The organism is Massilia sp. DD77 (genome assembly GCF_036961685.1).
GTDB lineage: Bacteria > Pseudomonadota > Gammaproteobacteria > Burkholderiales > Burkholderiaceae_D > Telluria.
On record NZ_JBAMDH010000006.1, the window covers coordinates 98,443 to 121,268 of the forward strand.

Annotated in this window: 23 protein-coding genes; 11 read left to right on the forward strand and 12 right to left on the reverse strand. The window is 68.2% G+C overall.

The features are described 5' to 3' along the window. Positions 1-172: 172 nt before the first annotated feature. Entirely contained in the window at positions 173-685 is a 513-nt protein-coding gene (locus V7778_RS04880) for a DUF1993 domain-containing protein (RefSeq protein ID WP_335552327.1), read from the forward strand. A 129-nt stretch (positions 686-814) separates the two neighbouring features. Here the strand turns inward: V7778_RS04880 and V7778_RS04885 are convergent, their stop codons facing one another. Both V7778_RS04885 and V7778_RS04890 read right to left on the reverse strand, forming a co-directional pair. After that, a complete protein-coding gene (locus V7778_RS04885) occupies positions 815-1,030 on the reverse strand; it encodes a DUF1289 domain-containing protein (RefSeq protein WP_335552329.1) in 216 nt (71 codons plus the stop codon). Next, complete coding sequence (locus V7778_RS04890) at positions 1,011-1,580, reverse strand: DUF1415 domain-containing protein (RefSeq protein ID WP_335552330.1); 570 nt, start codon at positions 1,578-1,580, stop codon at positions 1,011-1,013. The genes V7778_RS04885 and V7778_RS04890 overlap by 20 nt, the downstream gene beginning before the upstream one ends. A gap of 368 nt (positions 1,581-1,948) precedes the next feature. On the opposite strand from V7778_RS04890, the gene V7778_RS04895 reads away from it, so the two are divergent. From V7778_RS04895 to selD, 4 genes are all read left to right on the forward strand, one after another. Then, positions 1,949-3,295 (forward strand): transglycosylase SLT domain-containing protein, encoded by a 1,347-nt coding sequence (locus V7778_RS04895; RefSeq protein ID WP_335552332.1) that lies wholly within the window; start codon positions 1,949-1,951, stop codon positions 3,293-3,295. A gap of 424 nt (positions 3,296-3,719) precedes the next feature. Further along, positions 3,720-5,330, forward strand: a complete 1,611-nt coding sequence (locus tag V7778_RS04900; RefSeq protein WP_335552334.1) for a DEAD/DEAH box helicase — start codon at positions 3,720-3,722, stop codon at positions 5,328-5,330. Positions 5,331-5,501: 171 nt separating this feature from the next. Continuing rightward, on the forward strand, positions 5,502-6,491 hold the full coding sequence (gene senB / locus V7778_RS04905; protein WP_335552336.1) for a selenoneine biosynthesis selenosugar synthase SenB: 990 nt from the start codon (positions 5,502-5,504) through the stop codon (positions 6,489-6,491). Next, on the forward strand, positions 6,488-7,543 hold the full coding sequence (gene selD, locus V7778_RS04910; protein ID WP_335552338.1) for a selenide, water dikinase SelD: 1,056 nt from the start codon (positions 6,488-6,490) through the stop codon (positions 7,541-7,543). The genes senB and selD overlap by 4 nt, the downstream gene beginning before the upstream one ends. Here selD and V7778_RS04915 read toward each other — a convergent pair whose 3' ends face one another. The 7 genes from V7778_RS04915 to egtD all read right to left on the reverse strand — a co-directional run bounded on the left by V7778_RS04915 (position 7,544) and on the right by egtD (position 13,404). Further along, a complete protein-coding gene (locus V7778_RS04915; RefSeq protein ID WP_335552341.1) occupies positions 7,544-8,740 on the reverse strand; it encodes a glycosyltransferase in 1,197 nt (398 codons plus the stop codon). Between the two features lie 26 nt (positions 8,741-8,766). After that, positions 8,767-9,420: a DUF1906 domain-containing protein gene (locus V7778_RS04920; protein WP_335552343.1), complete on the reverse strand. Its 654-nt coding sequence runs from the start codon at positions 9,418-9,420 to the stop codon at positions 8,767-8,769. Positions 9,421-9,433: 13 nt separating this feature from the next. Next, positions 9,434-9,850: a DUF2589 domain-containing protein gene (locus tag V7778_RS04925; protein WP_335552345.1), complete on the reverse strand. Its 417-nt coding sequence runs from the start codon at positions 9,848-9,850 to the stop codon at positions 9,434-9,436. 13 nt (positions 9,851-9,863) lie between these two features. Beyond that, a complete protein-coding gene (locus tag V7778_RS04930; protein ID WP_335552347.1) occupies positions 9,864-10,127 on the reverse strand; it encodes a hypothetical protein in 264 nt (87 codons plus the stop codon). A gap of 109 nt (positions 10,128-10,236) precedes the next feature. After that, positions 10,237-11,178, reverse strand: coding sequence for a YihY/virulence factor BrkB family protein (locus V7778_RS04935; protein WP_335552349.1), 942 nt, complete (start codon positions 11,176-11,178; stop codon positions 10,237-10,239). Further along, positions 11,175-12,428, reverse strand: coding sequence for an ergothioneine biosynthesis protein EgtB (gene egtB, locus V7778_RS04940; RefSeq protein WP_335552353.1), 1,254 nt, complete (start codon positions 12,426-12,428; stop codon positions 11,175-11,177). Before egtB ends, V7778_RS04935 begins: the two co-directional genes overlap by 4 nt. 1 nt (position 12,429) lies before the next feature. Next, positions 12,430-13,404 (reverse strand): L-histidine N(alpha)-methyltransferase, encoded by a 975-nt coding sequence (gene egtD, locus V7778_RS04945; RefSeq protein WP_335552354.1) that lies wholly within the window; start codon positions 13,402-13,404, stop codon positions 12,430-12,432. Between the two features lie 164 nt (positions 13,405-13,568). Between egtD and V7778_RS04950 the strand changes: the two genes are divergently transcribed. The 6 genes from V7778_RS04950 (at position 13,569) to V7778_RS04975 (ending at position 18,021) form a co-directional block, all read left to right on the forward strand. Continuing rightward, complete coding sequence (locus V7778_RS04950) at positions 13,569-14,450, forward strand: putative selenate ABC transporter substrate-binding protein (protein ID WP_335552357.1); 882 nt, start codon at positions 13,569-13,571, stop codon at positions 14,448-14,450. 22 nt (positions 14,451-14,472) lie between these two features. Continuing rightward, complete coding sequence (locus V7778_RS04955) at positions 14,473-15,288, forward strand: phosphonate ABC transporter ATP-binding protein (protein ID WP_335552360.1); 816 nt, start codon at positions 14,473-14,475, stop codon at positions 15,286-15,288. Continuing rightward, the gene (locus V7778_RS04960) at positions 15,288-16,109 is read left to right on the forward strand and encodes a PhnE/PtxC family ABC transporter permease (RefSeq protein WP_335552362.1); all 822 of its coding nucleotides are present in this window, start codon (positions 15,288-15,290) and stop codon (positions 16,107-16,109) included. The genes V7778_RS04955 and V7778_RS04960 overlap by 1 nt, the downstream gene beginning before the upstream one ends. Next, on the forward strand, positions 16,106-16,894 hold the full coding sequence (gene phnE, locus V7778_RS04965; RefSeq protein WP_335552364.1) for a phosphonate ABC transporter, permease protein PhnE: 789 nt from the start codon (positions 16,106-16,108) through the stop codon (positions 16,892-16,894). Before V7778_RS04960 ends, phnE begins: the two co-directional genes overlap by 4 nt. A 14-nt stretch (positions 16,895-16,908) precedes the next feature. Then, complete coding sequence (locus V7778_RS04970; protein ID WP_335552366.1) at positions 16,909-17,553, forward strand: ABC transporter ATP-binding protein; 645 nt, start codon at positions 16,909-16,911, stop codon at positions 17,551-17,553. A gap of 177 nt (positions 17,554-17,730) precedes the next feature. Beyond that, the gene (locus V7778_RS04975) at positions 17,731-18,021 is read left to right on the forward strand and encodes a hypothetical protein (RefSeq protein ID WP_211521109.1); all 291 of its coding nucleotides are present in this window, start codon (positions 17,731-17,733) and stop codon (positions 18,019-18,021) included. A 111-nt stretch (positions 18,022-18,132) separates the two neighbouring features. On the opposite strand, the gene V7778_RS04980 is transcribed toward V7778_RS04975, so the two are convergent. From V7778_RS04980 to V7778_RS04990, 3 genes are all read right to left on the reverse strand, one after another. Next, on the reverse strand, positions 18,133-18,594 hold the full coding sequence (locus V7778_RS04980; protein ID WP_335552368.1) for a hypothetical protein: 462 nt from the start codon (positions 18,592-18,594) through the stop codon (positions 18,133-18,135). Positions 18,595-18,662: 68 nt separating this feature from the next. Further along, positions 18,663-19,799 (reverse strand): response regulator, encoded by a 1,137-nt coding sequence (locus V7778_RS04985; RefSeq protein WP_335552370.1) that lies wholly within the window; start codon positions 19,797-19,799, stop codon positions 18,663-18,665. Beyond that, positions 19,796-22,801 (reverse strand): response regulator, encoded by a 3,006-nt coding sequence (locus V7778_RS04990; RefSeq protein WP_335552372.1) that lies wholly within the window; start codon positions 22,799-22,801, stop codon positions 19,796-19,798. The genes V7778_RS04985 and V7778_RS04990 overlap by 4 nt, the downstream gene beginning before the upstream one ends. Positions 22,802-22,826: the final 25 nt, after the last annotated feature.

Below are 22,826 nucleotides of genomic sequence, written 5' to 3' on the forward strand. Positions count from 1 at the left end.
AAAGGTGGATTGTCAGATTATGCACACAACCTTGCCATGCGTCACTAACTATGCGGCGCGCATGCGGATACACAACAACACATCGACACATTGGCGCGCCGCGCGGGTCGACGCGCGTGCCTGCGGCGGCGGGAAGGAATTGCTATGATTGAATTCTTTTAAGGAGAAACGCATGAGCATGACGATGTATACGGCCACCGTGCCGGTGTTCCGCCAGATGCTTGGCGCACTGGCCGCGGTGCTGGAAAAAGCCGAGAACCATGCGCTCGAGAACCGGATCGAACCTGCCGCCCTGCTCCAGGCGCGGCTGTTCCCGGACATGTTCCCGCTGGTGCGGCAGGTGCAGATCGCGGCCGACTTCGCCAAAGGCACGCCCGCGCGCCTGGCCGGCGCCGAGGTGCCGCGCTACGAGGACGACGAAACGAGCTTTTCGGAACTGCAGCAGCGCATCACCAAGACCCTGGGCTTCATCGACAGCCTGCAGGCGGCGGATATCGACGCCGGCGCCGGCCGCGCGATCACCCACGGCACGGGCGAACGGGCGCGCCACTTCCCGGCCGGCGAAGCCTATGTCACCCGCTTCGCGCTGCCGAATTTCTATTTTCACATCACGACGGCCTACGCCATCCTGCGCCACAACGGTGTGCCGATCGGGAAAAAAGACTTTATCGGCCAGTACGACTGATCAAGCTATAAGCCAGAGCGTCTAACCTAGCCTCCAGGGCAAGGGATGCGGCCCTCCGACGCGGAGTCGAAGACAGTAGGACTGTACGGCGAGACGACGCAACGCAGCCATGGAGGCTTGGTTAGGCGCTCAGGTGTTCCGGCGCGGGTAGCCTTCGGACAGGATGCGCACCCACACGCGCTCCTTGTCCTCGGCGCTCATCGAAACCCAGTGCGCCACCTCGGCCACCGTGCGCCCGCAGCCGCGGCAGACTTCGTCGAAGGTGGTCGAGCAGACCGCCACGCAAGGCGTGTCGGGACGCTGCGGGGGCGCCTCCCCCGCCCCCTCAGCGCGCGGGGCCGACATCGAGCTTGTCCCAGCCGTCATGGCCGAGCGCTTCCATGGTGTCGATATTCTTCTCGAAGATCTCGGCGGCGTCCGGGAAGGCGTCCACGGCGCGTGCGATGCTGTCCTCGCGCAGCAGGTGCAGGATCGGGTAAGGCGCGCGGTTGGTGTAGTTCGCGATATCGTTCACGTCGGTGTCCGCGAACTGGTACTGGGGGTGGAAACTCGCCACCTGGAGCTCGCCCTCGAGCTGCATGTCCTCGACAGCGGCGTCGGCCACGTCCAGGAACTCGTTGTAGTCCTCGAAATCGTCGAGCACGAAGGGATGGATCAGCAGGGTCGTATCGACCTGCTCCGCATCGGTGTCCGACAGGTGCTGCAGTTCGTCCATCAGGGTCTCGAGCAGCGCTTCCGGCGTGGTGGCGTTCGAGACGACGTAGCGCACCTGCTCCTTGACGTAGACCGATTTGGCGAAGGGGCAGAGGTTGAGGCCGATGACGGCCCGCTCCAGCCAGCGGCGGGTCGCGGCGATGACCGCATCGTCGTCCACGTTCAGGTTGGCAGTGCTCATGATGAAACTTTCGATAAATAGCGTACGGCGGAGACCGGATTGTACGCACTCTTTGCGCCGCCTCATAGATTGACAGGCTGACAAGGCTAAGGTGCACACAGGACGCAGGCCGCGCCGCCGATGGCTTCCGGGGGGGGCTGCCGCCCCCTCCCGGCATGTTATCCGGCACATTGCACGCTCGCTATTTCCGCATAAAAAGTGTGATACGCACGGCATCTTCCGTTTTCATGATGCCAACTTTCAAAAATTACTCCAGACAAGTTTTTTTGTAACGGTGGCCGATTATTTCTTGACTGACTCAGCGCTTCATTCGTACACTGCCCCCTTGACCCACGTCGTTCGTTCCTGAACGCAACACTGGACTCGCTATGCACGACAAGACTCGCACCACCTTAGCCTTGGCCGCGCTGGCCCTCTCGGCCGCAGCGCCCCTCTGCCACGCGATGGATACGCCGTCCGCCTCCGCCACCCAGGCGGCGGCCGCCGCAAACGCCCGTCCAGTCCTGCCGCTCGCGCTTGCGCCGGGCAAGGCCGACAGCATCAAGGCCGACGAATACCGTGAGACCGATCTCTGGGCGCGCATCCGCAGCGGCTACGCGATTCCCGATGTCGACAACAAGCTGGTGGGCCGCCACGCCCAGTGGTACAGCGCCCGCCCGGACTATCTGGCGCGCATCTCGGGCCGCGCCTCGCTCTACCTCTACCACGTGGTGCAGGAGCTGGAAAAGCGCGGCATGCCGACCGAACTGGCCCTGCTGCCGGTGATCGAATCCGCCTTCAATCCGCAAGCCCTGTCGACCGCCAACGCGGCCGGCATCTGGCAGTTCGTGCCGGGCACCGGCAAGGACTACGACCTCAAGCAGAACATGTTCAAGGACGAGCGCCGCGGCGTGCTGGCCTCGACCGATGCGGCCCTGAGCTACCTGCAGCGCCTGTACACCATGTTCGGCGACTGGCACCTGGCCCTGGCAGCGTATAACTGGGGCGAAGGCAATGTTCAGCGCGCCATCAAGAAGAACCAGGCGCTGGGCAAGCCCACCGACTTCGACAGCCTGGCCGAGCTGATGCCGGCCGAGACCCGCAACTACGTGCCCAAGCTGCAGGCGGTCAAGAACATCGTCGCCAGCCCGAACCAGTTCGGCGTGACCCTGCCGGCGATCGACAACCAGCCCTACTTCACCGCGGTCGACAAGACCAGCGACATCGACCTGGCGGTCGCCGCCCAGCTGGCCGAGATGTCGCTCGACGAATTCAAGGCCCTGAACCCGCAGTTCAAGAAGCCCGTCATCACCGGCGGCGAGAAGACCAAGATCCTGCTGCCGAAGGAAAACGCGGAGAAATTCCACGTCAACCTGGCGCAATTCGGCAAGGCGCTGTCGTCCTGGACCACCCACAAGATCACGGGCGCCAGGGAAAGCATCGCCTCGCTGGCCTCGAAGTTCGGCACCACGCCGGAAGTCATCCGCCAGGCCAACAACATCCCGGACCGTACCCGCCTCAAGGCCGGCTCGACCATCCTGGTGCCGAAGACCTCGGCCATGGCCCACACCGACATCGCCGAGAGCATCATCGACAATGCCGTGGTGGCCTTCGAGGCCGAGCGCAGCGCCAAGCGCGGCAAGGTGGGCGCCCAGCGATTCAAGGCCAAGGCCGGCGTGTCGGGCACCAAGAAGCGCGTGTCGCGCGCCACCACCTCCACCCGCAAGCGCCGCTGAGCCAGGCGCCCTCGGCTCACCGGGGCGACCGTTTTAAATTTACGCAAGGCAATGTTCGCACACCGCGAAAGCAGTGTGCGTGCATGCTTTGCGAAACTACTGTATAGTACTGTTTGTGCGCTGCAAAAAATCCGCGACCATTGTCCGGCGAGCCAGCCCACGGCAGGAATTCCTCAGTATTCATTCCTGAGTATCACCTTTAGCAGCTACGCAAACCCAGGCGGCTCTTTCGAGCGCCTCCCATAAAGCCCTCCCGCCCTGCGTGTCGTTGTCGGACACCGTCCCGGCGCAAAGCTTTTGTGCCGAAATTTCTTTCAATCTGAGTCATTTCGTTTGTCGGTTCGCGTTGCTATTTTGCGTTCGCTAGTTCGTCGATCGGTCGTCCGCGAACGCCATGATTTAATCCGAAAGAGTTGAAAATACAATGAGTTTTGAAGCACTAGGCTTACACGCGTCCCTCGTCAAGGCAGTTGCCGCAGCCGGCTACACCGCACCGACCCCGGTGCAGGAGCAGGCCATCCCTGCCGGTATCGCCGGCCGCGACATGCTGGTCTCCTCGCAGACCGGTTCGGGCAAGACCGCCGCTTTCATGCTGCCGGCCCTGCACCAGCTGGCCGGCCTGGAGGCCGCACCGGCGGCCCGCACCCCTGCGCAAGAAGCGCAGTCGGCCCGTTCGCGCGGCGAGCGCGTCCGTTTTAAACCGGCCCAGCCGAAAATGCTGGTCCTGACCCCGACCCGCGAGCTGGCCCTGCAGGTCACCACCGCGACCGAACAGTACACCGCCGACATGCGCCGCATCCGCGCCGTGTCGATCCTGGGCGGCATGCCGTATCCGAAGCAGATGCAGCTGCTGGCCAAGAACCCGGAAATCCTGGTCGCGACCCCGGGCCGCCTGATCGACCACATGGAGTCGGGCAAGATCGACTTCTCGCAGCTCCAGATCCTGGTGCTGGACGAAGCCGACCGCATGCTGGACATGGGCTTCATCGAAGACATCGAGAAGATCGTCGCCGCGACCCCGGACAGCCGCCAGACCATGCTGTTCTCGGCCACCCTGGACGGCGTGGTCGGCAACATGGCGCGCCGCATCACCAAGGATCCGCTGGTGATCCAGATCGCCAGCGCCACCAAGCGCCACGAGAACATCGTGCAGAAGGTGCACTTCGTCGACGACCTGTCGCACAAGAACCGCCTGCTCGACCGTCTGCTGCGTGACGAGAGCATGGACCAGGCAGTGGTCTTCACCGCGACCAAGCGCGACGCCGACATGATCGCCGACCGCCTGAACATCGCCGGTTTCGCGGCCGCCGCCCTGCACGGCGACATGCACCAGGGCGCGCGCAACCGCACCCTGGACAGCATGCGCCGCGGTAGCGTCAAGGTGCTGGTGGCAACCGACGTCGCCGCGCGCGGCATCGACGTGCCGACCATCACCCACGTGGTGAACTACGACCTGCCGAAGTTCCCCGAGGACTACGTGCACCGTATCGGCCGTACCGGCCGCGCCGGCCGCAACGGCATCGCGATCTCGCTGGTGAACCATGCCGAAGGCATGAACGTGCGCCGCATCGAGCGCTTCACCAAGCAGTCGATCCCGGTCGACGTGGTGGAAGGCTTCGAGCCGAAGCGCACCGCACCGGCATCCCGTCCAGGCTGGAAGCCGGGCGACGGCCGCAACAAGCCGGCCCAGCGCAGCTTCGGCAAGCCGTCGGGTCCGCGCCAGGGTGGCTACGAGCGTCCGCAGTACGGCGCTCCGCGCGAAGGCCAGGGCGAGCGCCCGCAGTACGACGGCGGCCGCTACGCCGACCGTGGTCCGCGTGAAGGCCAGGGCGATCGTCCGCAATACGCCGATCGCGCCCCGCGCGAAGGCGCGCCGCGCTACGGCGACCAGCGCCGCCCAAGCGGCCCGGCCGCTCCGGTTCCGCGCGAGGGCAACCGCTTCGGCGGCCAGCGCGACGGCCAGCGCCGCGAAGGCGGTTACAAGGGTGCACACCCGCGCTCGATGGACGGCGCGCGTCGTTCGTTTGGTGAGTAAGCTCGAATAGCAAACGCTATGTGAAGACGGCTGCCTGAGGGCAGCCGTTTTTTTATGCCTCGACGGATGGAAGATACTTCAGCGGAACAATGCCAGGGGCATTGTTCCGGCCAAGTTTCCCAGCACGCCATCAGCGTATAATCCCCTTCCCACCCAAGGAAGCGTCGCGCATTGGCCAAGCACATCCTCATCGTCAGCCCCGCCCTGGCCCGGGCCAACAACGGCAACTGGCAAACCGCCAGCCGCTGGGCGCGCTTCCTGCGCACGGCCTACGATGTCGCGGTGACGGATGCCTGGCGAGCGGCGGACCGCGCCCCCGACCTCCTGATCGCCCTGCACGCCCGCCGCTCCGCCGCTTCGCTCGCCGCCTTTGCCGACACCCATCCGGACAAGCCGTCCCTGCTGGTCCTGACCGGCACCGACCTCTACCGCGACATCCACGATTCCAGCGAAGCGCAAACCTCGCTCCAGCGCGCCGCGGCCCTGGTGGTCCTGCAGGAAGACGGCATCGTCCAGCTCCCGCCCGCATTGCGTCCCAAGGCCCGCGTGATCCACCAGTCGGCCCCCGCCCTGCGTCCGTATCAAGCGCCCGCGCGGCGGCGCCACCACGACGTGTGCATGATCGGCCACCTGCGCGACGAGAAGGACCCGCTGACTTTCATCCGCGCCGCGAACGAGATCACCCACCCGGCCGTGCGCCTGCTGCATATAGGCGGCGCCCTCGACCCGGCCTTCGAAGCCGCCGCGCGCGCCGCCATGGCGGTCGGCCCGCGCTACCGCTGGCTCGGCGCCCTGCCCCATGCACAGGCGCGCCAGCGCCTCAAGCGCTGCCACGCGATGGCGATCACCTCGAAGATGGAAGGCGGCGCCAACGTCATTATCGAGGCGCTGACCTGCGGCGTGCCGGTGCTTGCCTCGGATATCGGCGGCAACCGCGGCATGCTGGGCCCGGATTACGCCGGCTACTTCCCCCTGGGCGACGCGGGCGCGCTGGCCCGCCTGGTCGAGCGCAGTATCGCGGACCAGGATTTCCTCGCCCTGCTGCGCCGCCAGTGCGCCGCCCGCGCCCCCCTGTTCGCCCCGGCCGCCGAACAAGCGGCGCTGCGCGACTTGGTGGATAATCTGCTGTTCGCACAACCGCATCGACTGGAACCGACATGAGCACCACGCCCGACCAAGCCATCAAACTCACCTCCTTCTCCCACGGCGGCGGCTGCGGCTGCAAGATCGCCCCCGGCGTGCTGGCCGAGATCCTGCAGAAGTCCAGCGGGTTCCCGGTGCCGAAGGAGCTGATGGTCGGCATCGAGACCGCCGACGACGCCGCGGTCTACAAGCTCAACGACGAGCAGGCCCTGATCGCCACCACCGACTTCTTCATGCCCATCGTCGACGATCCCTTCGACTTCGGCCGCATCGCCGCCACCAATGCGATCTCGGACGTGTACGCGATGGGCGGCACCCCGATCATGGCCCTGGCCCTGGTCGGCATGCCGGTCAACAAGCTGCCGCTCGAGACCATCGGCCAGATCATCCGCGGCGGCGAGTCGATCTGCTCGGAAGCCGGCATTCCGATCGCCGGCGGCCACACCATCGATTCCGTGGAACCGATTTACGGCCTGGTGGTGCTGGGCCTGGTGCATCCGTCCAAGGTCAAGCGCAATGCCGACGCCCGCGCGGGCGACGTGCTGGTGCTGGGCAAGCCGCTGGGCGTGGGCGTGCTGTCGGCCGCGCTCAAGAAGGACAAGCTGGACGCGGACGGCTACGCCGCCATGATCGCCAACACCACCAAGCTGAACAAACCGGGCCGCCTGCTGGCGGACATGCCGGGCGTGCACGCGCTGACCGACGTCACCGGCTTCGGCCTGCTGGGTCACCTTCTGGAACTGGCGCGCGGCGCCAGACTGGCGGCCAGCCTCGAGATGGCCCAGGTGCCGCTGCTCCCCGGCGTGCTGCAACTGGCCCATGATGGCTTCTTCACCGGCGCCTCCGGGCGCAACTGGGATGCCTATGGCAAGGACGTTGACCTCGGCGCGGCCATCACCCCGGCCCAGCAAGCCCTGCTGACCGACCCGCAAACCTCGGGCGGCCTGCTGGTGTCCTGCGATCCGACCGCCGTCGACGAGGTGCTGGCGCTGTTCCAGCGCGAGGGCTTCGGCGAAGCGGCTGTCATCGGCCGCATGGAGACCGGCGAGGCGCGCGTGCGCGTGGCCTGATCAGGAGGCCGCGAGCGCCTCGAAGCGCTCGGCCAGCATCCGCGCCTGTTCCTGCGGGCGGAAATCCGCATAGCGCGCGGCAAAGGCGCGGGCGGCATCGCGGTAGCGCGGCTGCCCGAGCAGCGCGCGCACCATCGCGTCCCAGTCGCGCGGGCTGGACGTCTCGGCCACGTTGATGCCCGCGTCCAGCTGGCGCACCCGGCGCGCCAGCATGTAGCTCTCGGCCGAATGCGGCATCAGGAGCAGGGGCACGCCCGCCAGCAGGGCGCGCGTCACGCTGCCCTCCCCCGACTGCCCGACGAACAGCGCGCAGTGCGCGAACACCTCCTCCAGCGCGGCCGGCGCGCGCGCATAGCGCAGCGCCCCGTCCGCCAGCGGCGGCGCCTTGCCGGCCGCCACCGCGGGCGAATAGCACAGCACCCGGCAGCCCTGGCGCAGCAGCGCGGCCAGGCAGGCGCCCTGTTCCTCGCCGCCCAGCGGCCAGTACACGAACACGCGCGGCCCGGCTCCCTCAGGCCAGTCGGGCGCGATGCCGCCGCCGGCGGGCAGGTTCGGTCCCAGCCAGGGACCGGGACCGCCGCGCCCGTAATGGTCCAGTTCCGGCCAGGTGCACAGCAACGGATGCCCGCCCAGCAGCAGATCCGCCCCATGCGCCAGCGGCGCGGCGCCATGCGCACCCAGGACGGCGTTGCACGAGGCCAGCAGGCGCGCTTCGCCCGCGGCCAGGCGGGCCGGCGGCAGCGCGCCATGCAGGTTCAGCGGCGGCAGGGCTGCACTCGCGGGCGGCATGCTGAAGCCGGGGCCGACCGAGGCGTTCCGTAAGTCCAGGCTGCGCGCAGCCAGCAGCGCCGTGGGCGCGTAGTCCGCGATCACGAGATCCGGACGATCCCCCATGAACAACGCGCGCCAGCCATCCACCAGGCCGGCGAGCGCATCGCTGTCGAGATAGCCGCAGCCCAGCAGGATCTCGGCCAGGCTGGCCGCCTCTGGCGGCAATCCTTGCGTGCGGTGCAGCCAGACCGGGGCCTGGTACACCCTCACATCGAGGCCGGCCAGCAGCTTGCGCGGCAGGACCAGGTCGCGCAGCACCAGGCTGACCCGGTGGCCGCGCGCGAGGAGGGGCTGGGCGAGCGAACGGATGCGGCCGGCGTGACCGAGCCCGCCGCCCAGCTCCCAGCAAAAAGTGAAATGCGCCATGCCCGGCAGTGTAGCCTACCGCTTCCTTACGCGGCCAGCAGGAAGAGCCCGGGGTCGTGCTCCGGCCCGCGCTGCGGATTGCTGGCGTCAGGGTCGATCTCCAGCGCCGCCCCGTCCAGGCTGAGACGCGTGCCCAGCGACTGGATCAGGTCGTGGCGCATGGCCTGGGCATAGTCCCGGCTGCCGCAAAAGCCGCCCGACTGCGACCGCCAGCTGAGCGAGGCCAGGCCGCGGTCGAGCATCGCGCCGCAGCACAGGCCCGAGCCGTAGACGCCAAGGCGGTAGCCGGCCGCGCCGTTCAGGGCGGCGCGCACGCCGCTGAAGTAGGCGCTGACCGGAGCGTCGATGCCGGCGCGGGTGGCGTCGTAGTCGACCGCGAAGTAGATCGCGCTGCCGGTGGGCTGCCCGGCCGCGCGCGCCTGGGCCAGCGCGGCGGCGCCGTCCAGCACGCCCTGCTGGCGCGAGAAATACCCGGCGTGGGTGCCTGCGCTTTCCCGCACCGCCCCGATGCGCAGCCCGGCCCCGCACAGGCTGCGCGCCTCGCCCGGCGTCAGGTTCCTGGCCGGGTTGTGGCTGTCATAGCGGATCACGAAATCGTACCCCTGCCGGCGCAGCGCGCCGGCCTGGCGGCGCATGTCGAGCGCCGTGTCGAAACCCTTGAGTGGTGCGATGGTCGCCATGCCGTTCTCCCGCTCAGGCGTGGGGCGCCGGGATCGGCGTCGCGTTGTTGTTGTTGCTGTTGCTGTTGCTGTTGCCGCTGGCGATGATCGGTTTCATCGTCATGTTCTTGCTGAACATGTCGAGGATCATCTTGATGCCTTCCGGGATCGGCTGCTGCTCGGCCTTGACCTCGACCGAGAAGCAGCCCCAGCCCGCCTTGGCGTCGAAGGAAGCCTGCTCCTGGGTGTGCGAGGAGGTCTCGGCATCGGTCTCGTGGGTATAGTTCGACTTGACCTCCATGTCGAAGCTGACCTCGACCGAGGTCACGGCCAGCGACGGAACAGGCACCAACTGGGCGAGCTCTTCCATGTGCTGCCCGGCCACGCTGCGGTGCGCATCGACGACGGCGCGCTTGATCCCGGCCGGCAGGCCGCCAAGTCGGATCGACATGATGGGCCTTTCGTCAGTGCCGGCCGCGCGGCTGGCTGGACAGGTCGGAGAGGGAATCGATACGCAGGTGGCCGAGTCGGAAAGGATGGGCCTGGTCGTCGAAAGGCGCCCTGGGCTCGCGGCCGTGCACCCAGTCCGGCGCCGGCGCCGGGTTTCTCACCCGGACCGGCTTGCGCAGCGAGACCAGGATCGCCGTCACCGCCAGCAGCACCAGCAGCACGGCGCCCAGGGCGAGTGCGACCGGCAAGGGAAAGTCGACAGCGGCGGCTTGGCTCATGACATCTCCTGGTCAGGTTGCGCGCAGGTTTTCCGCATGCACGCTTGGTGTGGCGCAAGACCCTACTGTGCCATTGCCCCACCTAGATGAAATTGATCAGCCGCAGTACTCAAGAGCCGGGCGGCGCGGGCGGCGCCGGCGGTATCGGCGGTGTTGCGCTGCCGGCATGGCCGACCCGCTCGTATTCGGCGATGGTCTGGGCGCCAAGCAGCAGGAGGGTCGCCGCGATCTCGAGGCTGAACATGACCACGATGGCGGTGGTCATCGAGCCGTAGACCAGGTTGACCTGCGACAGGGTCGAGAAGTACCAGACCAGCACGTGGCGCGCGACCTCCCACAGCAGCGCCGCCGTGATGCCGCCGATCAGGGCATGCCAGACCGAGAGCCGGCCGACCGGCATCACCAGGTAGATCGAACTCAGCACCAGCACCTCGCCCACCAGTCCCAGCAGGTAGAGCAGCGCACCCGACACCCCGCCCAGCGACCATTCGACGCCGAACAGCCAGACGCTTTCGGTGCCCATCACCTGCAGGGTGCCGGCGACCAGGGTCACGATCATGATGCCGAAGCCCAGGGCCACGATGTAGCAATACGGCAGCACCGCCGACACCAGGAAGTGGCGCCGGCGTTCGGCAAAGCGGTGCACGAAGATCACGCTCATGGCGTTTTCCAGCACCGTGAAGGCGAGCGAGCTGAAGAACAGCATGGTGGCCGCCAGCACCCAGGTGATGATGGGCCGGTTGTCGAGGAAGTTCGCGACCTCGGCCACGATCGAGCGCGACTGGCCCGGCACCAGCAGCTCCAGGTAGCGGCGCAGGGTGTCGAGCAGCTCGGCCTGGTTCAGGAAGTGGGACAGCACCACTACCACCAGCATCAGGAAGGGCACGATGGACAGCAGGGCGTAGTAGGCGACCGCCCCGGCCAGCAGCAGGCCCTGGTTGGCGCGGAAGCCCTTGAGCACCTGCAGGACGAAGGCGAGCGGGTGTGTGAGGATGTAGACGTTGGCGCGGTGGTCGAGCAGGCGCGTGCGCCAGTCACGCGCGCGGATCATCGGGCCAGCCTGATCCCGGTGAACTGCCAGCGCGCTCCAGCCGGGAAGAAGTTGCGGTAGCTCGGGCGCGCGTGGCCGTCCGGCGTGGCGCAGGACGAGCCGCGCAGCACGTACTGGTTGACCATGAACTTGCCGTTGTACTCGCCGATGGCGCCCGCCGCCGGGGCATAGCCCGGATACGGCGCGTAACTGCTGCTGGTCCACTGCCAGCAGGCCCCGAACATTTGCTGCAGGCCTTCGCCGTCGGCGCCTTCGGGATGCAGGCCGCCGCCCGACAGCGCCGCCTGGCGCGCGGCGAATTCCCACTCGGCTTCGGTGGGGAGGCGCGACCCCGCCGTTCGCTTTCCATGCCAACGCGCGTAGGCGTCGGCCTCGTACAGCGACACGTGGGTGACCGGCCGCGCCAGGTCGAGCGGCTGCACGCCGTGCAGTGTGAACTCGCGCCAGACTCCGCCCTCCTCCAGCCAGTACAGCGGCTGGAGGATCTCGCCTGCGCAGACGCGGTCCCAACCTTCCGCCAGCCACAGCGACGGGTCGCGGTAGCCGCCGGCCTCGATGAATTCGAGGAATTCACCGTTGGTGACCAGGCGCGAGGCCAGCGCGAACGGCGCCACGTATTCGCGGTGGCGCGGCAGTTCGTTATCGAAGCAGAAACCCCGGCCGTTATAGCCGATCTCGGCCAGGCCGCCGTCGAACTCGATGAATTCCAGCACCGGCGCGCCCGCCGCCGGGTCCAGCGCGTCGGGCGTATAGGCCGGGTACAGGGGATTCTGGGCCAGCAGGTGCTTGAGGTCGGTGAGCATCAGTTCCTGGTGCTGCTGCTCGTGCTGCAGGCCGAGCACCAGCAGGCTGGCGAGCGCCTGGCCGGGCTGCCCGCCCAGCAGCGCCTCCATGCGCCGGTCGACGTCGGCGCGGTAGGCGCGCACCTCGTCGAGCGAGGGCCGGGTCAACAGGCCGCGGCGCGGGCGCGGATGCTTGTCGCCGATTCCGTTGTAGTAGGAATTGAACAGCACCCGGAAGGCCGGGTGGTGCGGCTGGAATCCGGGCTCGTTCGGTTCCAGCAGGAAGGTCTCGAAGAACCAGGTGGTGTGCGCCAGGTGCCACTTGACGGGGCTGGCGTCCGGCATCGACTGGGCGCAGCAGTCCTCGCTGGAGAGCGGCTCGGCGATGCGCAGCGAACGCTGGCGCACCGCGGCATAGGTTTGCGCCAGTTCACCCATCGGCATGCTCCCTGTGCGCAGCGCATCCATGCTAGATCGCCTGGGCGTGGATGACCGCGAACCAGCGCTGGGGATCGGTCCAGACGTGGGTCGCCTCGAAGCCGGAACGCTCCAGCAGCGCGATGGCGTCGGCCTGCTGGTACTTGTAGCTGTTCTCGGTATGGATGCAGTCGCCCGCGGCGAAGCTGCGCTGGCCGCCGCGCCAGTGCACTTCCTGGTCGCTGCGCGCCTCCAGGTGCATCTCGACGCGGCCCAGCTCGGGCTGGTAGAAACCGTGGTGGCGCCACTGGCGGATGTCGAAGTCGGCGTCCACCAGCGCGTTCACGTGGCGCAGGATGTTCAGGTTGAAGGCGGCGGTGACGCCGAGAGCGTCGTCGTAGGCCTCGTCCAGCACGGCCTTGTCCTTGGCCAGGTCGATGCCGATCAGCACGCCGCCATCCTGCCCGCACTGGGCGCGCAGGCGGCGCAGGAAAGCATGCGCTTCGTCGGGCGTGAAATTGCCGATCGAGGAGCCGGGATAGAAGAACAGGCGGCGCTCGGCGCGGACCAGCGGCGGCAGCTCGAAGCGGCTGGAAAAGTCCATGCCCAGGCCTTCGACCGCGATGTGCGGGAAGCGCTGGCGCAGGTGGGCCAGGGCGTCGCACAGGAACTCGGCCGAGATGTCGATCGCCACGTACTGGGCCGGCTGCAGCAGCGGGAACAGCGAGGCCGCCTTGGCGCAGTTGCCGGCGCCCAGGTCGATCAGGGTGGCGTTGCTGCCGGCCACGCGCGCGATCTCGGCGCCGTAGTGCTCGAAGATGGCGGCTTCGGTGCGGGTCGGATAATACTCGGGCAGCTCGCAGATGGCCTCGAACAGCTTGGAGCCCAGCGCGTCGTAGAGGAATTTGGGCGAGATCCAGGCCTCGGGCGCCAGCAAGCCGGCGTGCAGTTCGTCGGCCACGTGCGCATTGACTACCTGCGCCGCGGCACGTGTGGACAGATCGTCGCTCGTGCAGGATGTCAGCATAAGGTTTATCATTCGAGCCGCCACGCCGCACCATGCGATATGGCCTGGAAGTTCCTGTTGCAGTTTTTGCTATCATAGCCGAATCCGCGATCGCGCCGCACCCGCCAGCCGCAAGCGTGCAGCCTACGGTCCATCCATTTCCCCGACTCAAAAGAAGAACCATCATGACCTCGTCCCTCCGTCGCAGTTTCCTGAAGAACCTGTTCCTCACCTCGGCCGGCAGCCTGCTGGTCGCCGGCGCCGCCCTGGCCCAGAGCAGCACCGGCGTGCTGCGCGTCTCGGCCATTCCGGACGAGGCGCCCACCGAACTGCAGCGCAAGTTCAAGCCCCTGGGCGACTACCTGGCCAAGGCCACCGGCCTCAAGGTCGAGTTCACCCCGGTGACCGACTATGCCGCCTCGGTCGAGGGCTTGATCCAGCGCAAGATCGACATGGTCTGGTTCGGCGGCTTCACCTTCGTGCAGGCCAATGCGCGCAGCAAGGGCCAGGTCACGCCGCTGGTACAGCGCGCCGAGGATGAAAAGTTCCGCTCCGTCTTCATCACCACCCAGCCCGGCATCAACAAGCTGGAAGACCTGCGCGGCAAGACCCTGAGCTTCGGCTCGGAATCCTCGACCTCGGGCCACCTGATGCCGCGCTCCTTCCTGCTGGGCGCGAAGGTCAATCCGGACACCGACCTCAAGCGCGTGGCCTTCTCGGGCGCGCATGACGCCACCGTGGCGGCGGTCGCCGGCGGCAAGGTCGACGCCGGTGCGCTCAACATGTCGGTGTGGGAGAAGCTGGTCGAGGCCAAGAAGGTCGATCCGAAGGTCGTGCGCGTGTTCTACACCACCCCGGGCTACTACGACTACAACTGGACCGTGCGCAGCGACATGGATCCGGCGCTGAAGAAGAAGATCACGGATGCCTTCCTGGCCCTGGACGTCTCGACCCCGCAAGGCCGCGAAATCCTGGAATTGCAGCGCGCCACGAAATTTATTCCGACCAAGACCGCGAACTACGGCGCGATCGAAGCCGCGGCGCGCAACGCCGGCCTGCTGAAGTAATCACGAGCAGGTTGACGGAACGATGACCAGCTTCCGGCTCCAGGGAGTCACGGTGCGCCACCTGGCGGGCAGCAAGGCGCCCGCCCTGCACGCGCTCGACCTGGAAGTGCGGCGCGGCGAGCAGCTGGCCCTGATCGGTCCTTCCGGTGCCGGCAAGACCACCCTGCTGTCGACCCTGGCCTGCGCCCACCGCCCTGCCGAAGGCAAGCTGGAAGTGCTGGGCCAGGATCCGTGGCACCTGGACCAGGGCGCGCGCCACCGCCTGCGCGCCCACCTGTTCCTGGCGCCGCAGACGCCGCCCCTGCCGCCGCGCCAGCGCGTGGTGACGGCGGTGCTGGCCGCGCGCCTGCCGCACTGGAGCCTAGCGCGCGCGCTGCTCTCGCTGGTGCGCCCGAGCGACCCGGATGCCGCCCATGCCGCGCTGTCGCGCTTCGGCCTGGGGGACAAGCTGTATGCGCGCGTCGACCGCCTGTCCGGCGGCGAGCGCCAGCGCTGCGGCCTGGCGCGCCTGCTGCTGTCTTCCGCCGAAGCCTTCCTGGTCGACGAGCCGATCGCGGCCCTCGACCCGCTGCTGGCGCGCCACACCCTCGCCACCCTGCGCGAGGAAGCCGCGGCGCGCGGCGCCACCCTGGTGTGCAGCCTGCACCAGGTGGAGCTGGCGCGCGAGCAGTTCCCGCGCCTGGTGGGACTGCGCGACGGCCGCATCGTCTTCGATGCCCCCGCCGCCGAGGTCAGCGACGCCATGATCGCCGGGCTGTACGCCAACGAGACGGTACAGCCGGCGAGCCGGACGCCGCACGAATCAGCCGAGCGGCTGGCGGTCGGCGCCTGCTATTGATGGCCACGCATTATCCCGATCCGGCCTGGCGCACCCGCGTGGCCGCCACCGTCGTCTTCCTTGCCCTGCTGTGGCCGATGCTCGCGGCGAGCGAATTCACACCCTGGATCCTGTTCGACGCGCAAAGCCTGCGCGCCGCGGCCGGCTTCCTGGGTGACTTCCTGCACCCTTCGCTCGATCCTGAATTCCTGCGCATGGTGCTGCGCGAGACCTGGCTGACGGTGGCCATCGCCACCGCCGGCCTGAGCCTGGCCCTGGCGGCCGCCGTGCCTGCGACCATCCTGATCACGGAACGGCTGTCGCTGTCGCGCCTGGGCACGGGGCGCATGCGCCTCCAGAGTGCGGCCCTGCGCCAGGCCTTGCGCTGGCTGCTGGTGGTGCTGCGCAGCGTGCCCGAACTGGTGTGGGCGCTGCTGTTCGTGCGCATCGTCGGCCTCGGCCCGACCGCCGGGGTGCTGGCCATCGCCATCTCCTACTGCGGCATGCTGGCCAAGGTCTACGCCGAGATCCTCGAATCCTCGGATGCCCACGCCACCGACATCCTGCTCGCCAACGGCAGCGGGCGCCTGCCGGCGCTGCTCTACGGCGCGCTGCCCGAGTCGAGCGCGGAACTGGTGTCCTACACCGTCTACCGCTGGGAGTGCGCGATCCGCGGTTCCGCCGTGATGGGCTTCGTCGGCGCCGGCGGCCTGGGCCAGCGCCTGGACGAATCGACCAAGATGATGGCGGGCGGCGAAGTCGCGACCATGCTGCTGGTGTTCGTGCTGCTGGTGGCCGGCGCCGACCTGGTCTCGAAACTGCTGCGCCGGAGGCTGGGATGAGCCGGCCGCCGTCGCCTCCTCCTGCCTCCTTCGGCACCCTCCTGCTGCTCGCCTCCCTGGCGGCGCTGGTGGTGGCCAGCTTCGCCTCGCTGCCGCTTCAGTGGAGCGCCTTCTTCGCGGTCGAAGCCATCGATTCGGCGCGCGAATTCCTGCACGGTTTCGCGCCGCCCGAACTGGCCCCGGCCTTCCTGCGCAAGTGCCTGGACGCGCTGCTCGAGACCCTGGCCATGTCGGCGGTCGGCACCCTGCTGGCGGCCATCGCGGGCCTGGCGCTGGCCCTGCCCGCCGCCGGCCGCCTCGGCCCGGTCGTGCGTGCGCCGATGCGCATCCTGCTCAATGTGCTGCGCTCGGTGCCGGAGCTGGTCTGGGCCGCGGTGCTCCTGATCGCGGCCGGTCTGGGACCGCTGGCCGGCACCCTGGCCCTGGCCCTGCATACCAGCGGCGTGCTGGGCCGCCTGTTCGCCGATGCGCTGGAAAATGCGGCGCCGCTGCCGGAGGCGAGCCTGCGCACCAACGGCGCCCCTGCCCTGAGCGCCTTCTTCTACGCCACCTTGCCGCAGGCGCTGCCGCAGATGCTGTCGTACACGCTGTACCGCTGGGAGAACAACATCCGCGCGGCGGCGGTGCTGGGCGTGGTCGGGGCCGGCGGCCTGGGCCAGATGCTCAAGTACCACCTGTCGCTGTTCCAGATGCAGAGCGCGGCCACGGTGGTGGTTGCGATGCTGCTGCTGGTGGCCCTGGTCGACGCCGCCAGCTACCTGCTGCGGCGCGCCCTGACACGCTGAATCCTCGATCATTCATGCTCGAACTCGACGCGCTCACCAAATCCTACGCCGGCCGCACCGTGCTGGCCGGCCTCTCGCATGTGTTCGAACCGGGCCGCTTCGTGGCCATCATGGGCGAATCGGGCGTGGGCAAGTCGACCCTGCTGAACCTGATCGCCGGCCTGGACGCGCCCGACGCCGGCCGCGTGATCGTCGACGGCGTGCCGATGTCGGCGCTGGACGACGATGCCGCCACCCGCCTGCGCCGCACGCGCATGGGCTTCATCTTCCAGGCCTTCCACGTGCTGCCGCACCTGACCCTGCGCCAGAACGTGGCGTTGCCGCTGCTGCTCAACCACGCGGACAGTGCGCGCGCTGACGCCATGCTCGACGCGGTCGGGCTGGGCGGGCGCGGGGACGACTTCCCGCGCCAGCTCTCGGGCGGCGAGATGCAGCGGGTGGCCATCGCGCGCGCCCTGGTGCATCGCCCCGCCCTGCTGCTGGCGGACGAACCCACCGGCAACCTCGATCCCGAGACGGCGGACGGTATCCTCAAGCTGCTGCGCAGCGAAACCCGGGCCCACGGGGCCGGCGCCGTGATGGTCACCCACTCCCATGCCGCGGCCGCCATGGCAGACGAAGTCCTGCTCCTGACTCGTTCCGGATTGAAATTAGCGTAAGTTCCGCGAAGAAAGGCCCCGGTTCGCGCGATTTTCGTTAAATATCGTGCATTGCGTAAGACGCAATCGTAGTAGTATCACAACGACCCGCCGCGCAAAAGCCATCACAACAGGCTGGGCACCGTTCCAGAACAGCGATCTGTCTTGAATCCATGTGCCAATTTGTGGAGAACCGCCATGAGCGTACGACAGAAAAAACAGGAAATGCTCGAAGCGATGCACCGGGCCCGCGCGCTGGAACCGTCGAGCTTCGTCCCCAATCCGCTGCTCGATACCCTGATCGAACGCATGCAGCTCAAGAATGACGCGGAACTGTGCCGCGTGCTGGAGGTGCAGCCGCCGATCATCAGCAAGATCCGCCACCGCAAGCTCAACGTGGGGGCGACGATCCTGCTGCGCATGCATGAGAAGTCGAATATTCCGATCCGCGAACTGAAGGAATTGACGAGCGCGTCGCAGATTCATTAGCTGGGCTGCCTGAACTGGCTGGGTGCACATCTTGGGCACCGGCCTCCGCCGGTGCGACGGTCTTACTGATAGCGGAAAAAAAATCGGCCGGAGTGACTCACATCGGGGAACCTAGCCCTGGGCCGGCGGCCGCCCGGTCTTGAGCTGGGGCAGCGCGCCCAGCACGGTCTTGAGGGTGGCCAGGTCGAGCTCGCCGAGCAGGGCCACGCCGATGCGCAGCAGCTCGCTCTTCTTGACGTCGATGCCGGCGCGCAGGCAGGCCTGCTTGACCTCGGCCAGCACCGCGTACTCCTGCTCGGGCATGGTAAAGCTGTCGCGCACGAGCACCGGGCGCGCCTCGGGCAGCGGATCGCGCGGCGCCGCGGCCGCCTTGGGTGCGGGCTTGCTTGCAGCCTTCCTGGCGGGCTTCCTGGCCGGCGGCGCGGCGACGGCCTTGGCGGCTGCCTTGACTGCGCCCTTGATCCCGGTCTTGCCTGCCGCGGCCTTGGCCGGGGCCGCGGGCTTGACCGCCTTGACGGTCCTGACTGCCTTCGCCGTCTTCGCCGCCGGGCTGGCGGGCGTCTTTCTCGGCATGTGCTGCTCCATCGTTCAAAAGGGCAAACAATATAAACGATTTGCCCGAAGAACGGTAGCGAGCGGGTTCAAACGGACGCGGCTTCCTCGTCCTCGGCATCGCGATAGGCCTGGGCGATGCGCGCGAACTCGTCCTCCACCGCGAAGAAGGCGTCCAGCACGTCCGGGTCGAAATGGGTGCCGCGCCCCTGGCGCATGACCTCCAGCGCCTGCGCGTGCGAGAAGGCCGGCTTGTACACCCGGCGCGAGATCAGCGCGTCGTAGACGTCGGCCACCGCCATCAGGCGCGCGGACACCGGAATGTCTTCGCCGCGCAGGTTTTCCGGGTAACCGGTGCCGTCCCACTTTTCCTGGTGCGAGTGGGCGATCTCGCGTGCGAACATCAGGAAGCTGTTGCTGCCGCCAATGTGCTCCTCGACCAGCATGATGGTGTCGCGCCCGTAGGCCGCGTGCAGCTTCATGATCTCGAATTCCTCGGCGTCGAGCTTGCCGGGCTTGAGCAGGATACGGTCGGGGATGGCCACCTTGCCGATGTCGTGCAGCGGCGCCGACTGGTACAGCAGCGCGATGTTCTCGTCGGTGAGCTTGTCGGCGAAGCGCGGGTGCCCACGCAGCTGCAGCGCCAGCAGGCGCACGTAGTTCTGCACGCGGCGGATGTGCTGGCTGCCGGCCTCGCTCTCGCGGGTTTCCGCCATCCAGGCCATGGCCATGATGATCGCCTCCTGCATCATCATCAGCTGGGCGGTGCGCTGCTGGACCATGCGTTCAAGCACCTGGTTCTGGTCTTCCAGCAAACGGCGCGCGCTGCGCAGGGTCAGGTGGGTGGCCACGCGCGCGAACAGGATCGGCGGGCTGATCGGCTTGCCGAGGTAGTCCACCGCACCGACCGACAGGCCCATGGCCTCGTCCTCGACCTGGTTCTTGGCGGTCAGGAAGATCACCGGGATGTCGGCCGTGGCCGGGTTGGCCTTGAGCTGGCGGCAGGTCTCGTAGCCGTCCATCCCGGGCATCATCACGTCCAGCAGGATCAGGTCGACATCCGGCGAGCCGCCTGCGATCTGCAGTGCGGTGCTGCCGTTGGTGGCGACCTTGGTGTGGTACTTGTCCTTCAGCAGGCGCGACAGCAGCATGATGTTGTCGGGCGTGTCGTCCACGATCAGGATGGTCGGCTTGTCCGCTGGCTTGTCTTTCGTGACGACGGTCATATGTGTTCCGCGATGTCTGGGTGGCTGTCGCCGGCCTGCCGCAGCAGGGTCCGGGCTTCCTCGAATTCGTAGCGCGACAGGTGGGTCTCGAGGCGCGCCAGCGCGGCGGCCGGCAGCACCTCGGCGAGCGCGCAGCGCACGCTGTCGAAATAATCGGTGGCGTCGCCCGAGAACTCGGCCAGCAGGCCATCGAGTTCGGCCATGGCGGCGGCCGCGTCCTGGCCCGCCGCGCAAGGAGCGGCGGCGGGCGCCGGCGCCCCGGTGCTGGCGAAATGACGGTCGAGTGCGGCCATCAGGCTGGCCAGCGCCCCATCGAGGGCCGCCGCGGCGCGCGCCAGCGCCGGCGCATCGCGCACGCCGCGGTTCGCCTGTTCCTCGACTTCCTGGGCCAGGGCCTGGACTTCGCGCGCGCCGATGTTGCCGCACACGCCGCGCAGGCTGTGGGCGCGGCTGGCCGCGTCAAGCAGGCGCCCCGCCGCCAGGTCGGCGCGGATGCAGCTGCCGGCGTCGCGCTGCGACCCGCGCAGGCGGTCCAGCAGCTCCAGGTAGAGCTTGGCGTTGCCGCCCACGTTGCGCAGGCCGAAACCGGTATCGATGCCGGTCAGGTTCGGCAGGTCCGGGGCCGCGGCGGACGAAGGCGAGGCCGTGGCGCGCGCCGGCATGCCCTTGCCCAGCCAGCGCGCCAGGGTGGCGTACAGTTTTTCCGGATCGACCGGCTTGGTGATGTAGTCCTGCATGCCTTCGCGCAGGCAGCGCTCGCGGATCTCGGCCAGCGCGTGCGCCGTCATGGCGATCACCGGCAGCTCGTTGAAGCGCGCGTCCTGGCGCAGCTCCACCGTGGCCGCGTGGCCGTCGAGCTGGGGCATCTCCAGGTCCATCAGCACCAGGCGGTAGGCGCCGGGGCCGCCTGCGAACAGCTTGTCCAATGCCTGGCGGCCGGTGGAGGCCACGTCGACGTCGATGCCCTGCGATTCGAGCAGCTCGCGCGCGATCTGCTGGTTGACCAGGTTGTCCTCGACCAGCAGCACGCGCATCCCCTGCCCGCCGGTGCGCATCACACCCGCGCCGCCACCGCCGAAGGCCGGCCGCGAGAACAGGCTGGACAGCGCCTCGGCCAGGGCCGACTGCACGAAGGGCTTGAACAGGATGCCGTTGACGCCGGCGCGCTCGGCCTCGGCCTGCACGCCGTCGCGCCCGAAGGCGGTGACCAGGATGCTCAGCGGCTGGTGGCGCAGTGCGCCGTTGGCCTTGATACGGCGCACCAGCTCGATGCCGTCCATGCCCTTCATGCCGCAGTCGGTCAGCAGCAGGCGGTAAGGCATGCCGGCGGCATCGGCGGCGGCGATCGCGCCTTCCGCGCCGCGCCCGTCGGAGCAGCACTCCACCCGCAGCGGCAGCGCCGCCAGCGATTCGCGCAGCACCGCGCGCGCCAGCGCGCTGTCGTCCACCACCAGCACGCGCGCCCCGGCCAGTTCCGGCGGCACCTGCAGCACGTCTTCCGCTTCGCCCGAGAGCGCGAAGTCGAGGTCGAAATGGAAGGTCGAGCCGGCGCCGGGCGCACTCTCGACCGCGATGCAGCCGCCCATCAGGCCCACCAGCTGCTGCGAGATCGACAGCCCCAGGCCGGTGCCGCCGTACTCGCGGGTGGTGGAGCCGTTGGCCTGGCTGAAGGCGCGGAACAGCTTGGCCTGCTGCTCTTCGCCGATGCCGATGCCGGTGTCGCGCACCGCGAAGCGCAGGCGCACCTTGTTCTGGGCGTTGTTGGAACCCACCGGGCGCAGCGGGATGCAGGACAGCTGCAGCTCGCCGCTGGGCGTGAACTTGACCGCGTTGTTGACCAGGTTGATCAGGACCTGGCCCAGGCGCAGCGGGTCGCCCACCAGCTGGCGCGGCACCGCCTGCGGCACGTGGAACAGGTATTCGAGCTGCTTGTCGGCGGCGCGCTGGCTGGTGACGCTGGCCACGTTGGACAGCACATCGTCGAGGCAGAACGGCACCTGCTCGACGTCCAGCTTGCCGGCCTCGATCTTGGAGAAGTCGAGGATGTCGTTGATGATCCCCAGCAGCGACAGCGCGGCGCGGTGGATCTTGCCCACATAGTCCTGCTGCTTGGGATTGAGGTCGGTGCGCAGCGCCAGGTAGGCCATGCCGATGATCGCGCTCATCGGGGTGCGGATCTCATGGCTCATGTTGGCCAGGAACTCCGACTTGGCCACGTTGGCCGCCTCGGCGCGCAGGTTGGACTGGGTCAGTTCCTCGGTGCGGGCCGCGATCTTCTGCTCCAGGTCTTCGTTCAGTTCGCGCAGCTGCTGCTCGATGCGGCTTTTTTCGCGCAGCAGGCCGTTGGTCACCTGCTCGGCCTGGCGCAGGCGGTTCAGGGTGTCGCGAAAACTCCGCACCGCCGAGGACAGGCGTCCCACCTGGTCGCGCCGGCCGATGCCGGACAGGCGGATGTCGGTCTCGCCGCGCGCCAGCTTCTCGAGCGACTCCTGGATGTCGGCGAAGGGCTGGGACATGCGCCGTCCCACCACGAACACGCAGCCGACGATGGCCAGGGTCAGCAGGATGTTGGCGGCGGCGGTATGGACGATCTGGCCGCGCAGGTCGTCGTCGATCTGCTGGCGCGAGAAGGCCAGCTCGATCGCACCCACCGGGTAGGCGCGGCTGCCGTCGTTGTAGGTGATGCGGCGGCGCACCCGCACGGCGGCCTCGCCATGGTCGCGGTTGGCCAGGGCCGCCAGCAGGGTGCCGTCCGGCGCCAGCACGCGCAGGGTCTGCACCTCGGGCGTGGCGCCGAGGGCGTCGACCACCGAGGATACGGCGGCGCTGTTGATGTCGAACAGCGGACGGGCCAGCGCGTGCGACAGCACCGTTGCCTGGCGCTCGATGCGCTCCTGCAGCTTGACGTCGGCCTCGACCCGCAGGGTGTGCAGGGTGTAGGTGGTATAGACCCCGGTCGACAAGGCGACCGCCAGCACGATCCCGGCGCCGAGCCGGAACACGATGTTCTGGCGCCAGTTCTCGAGC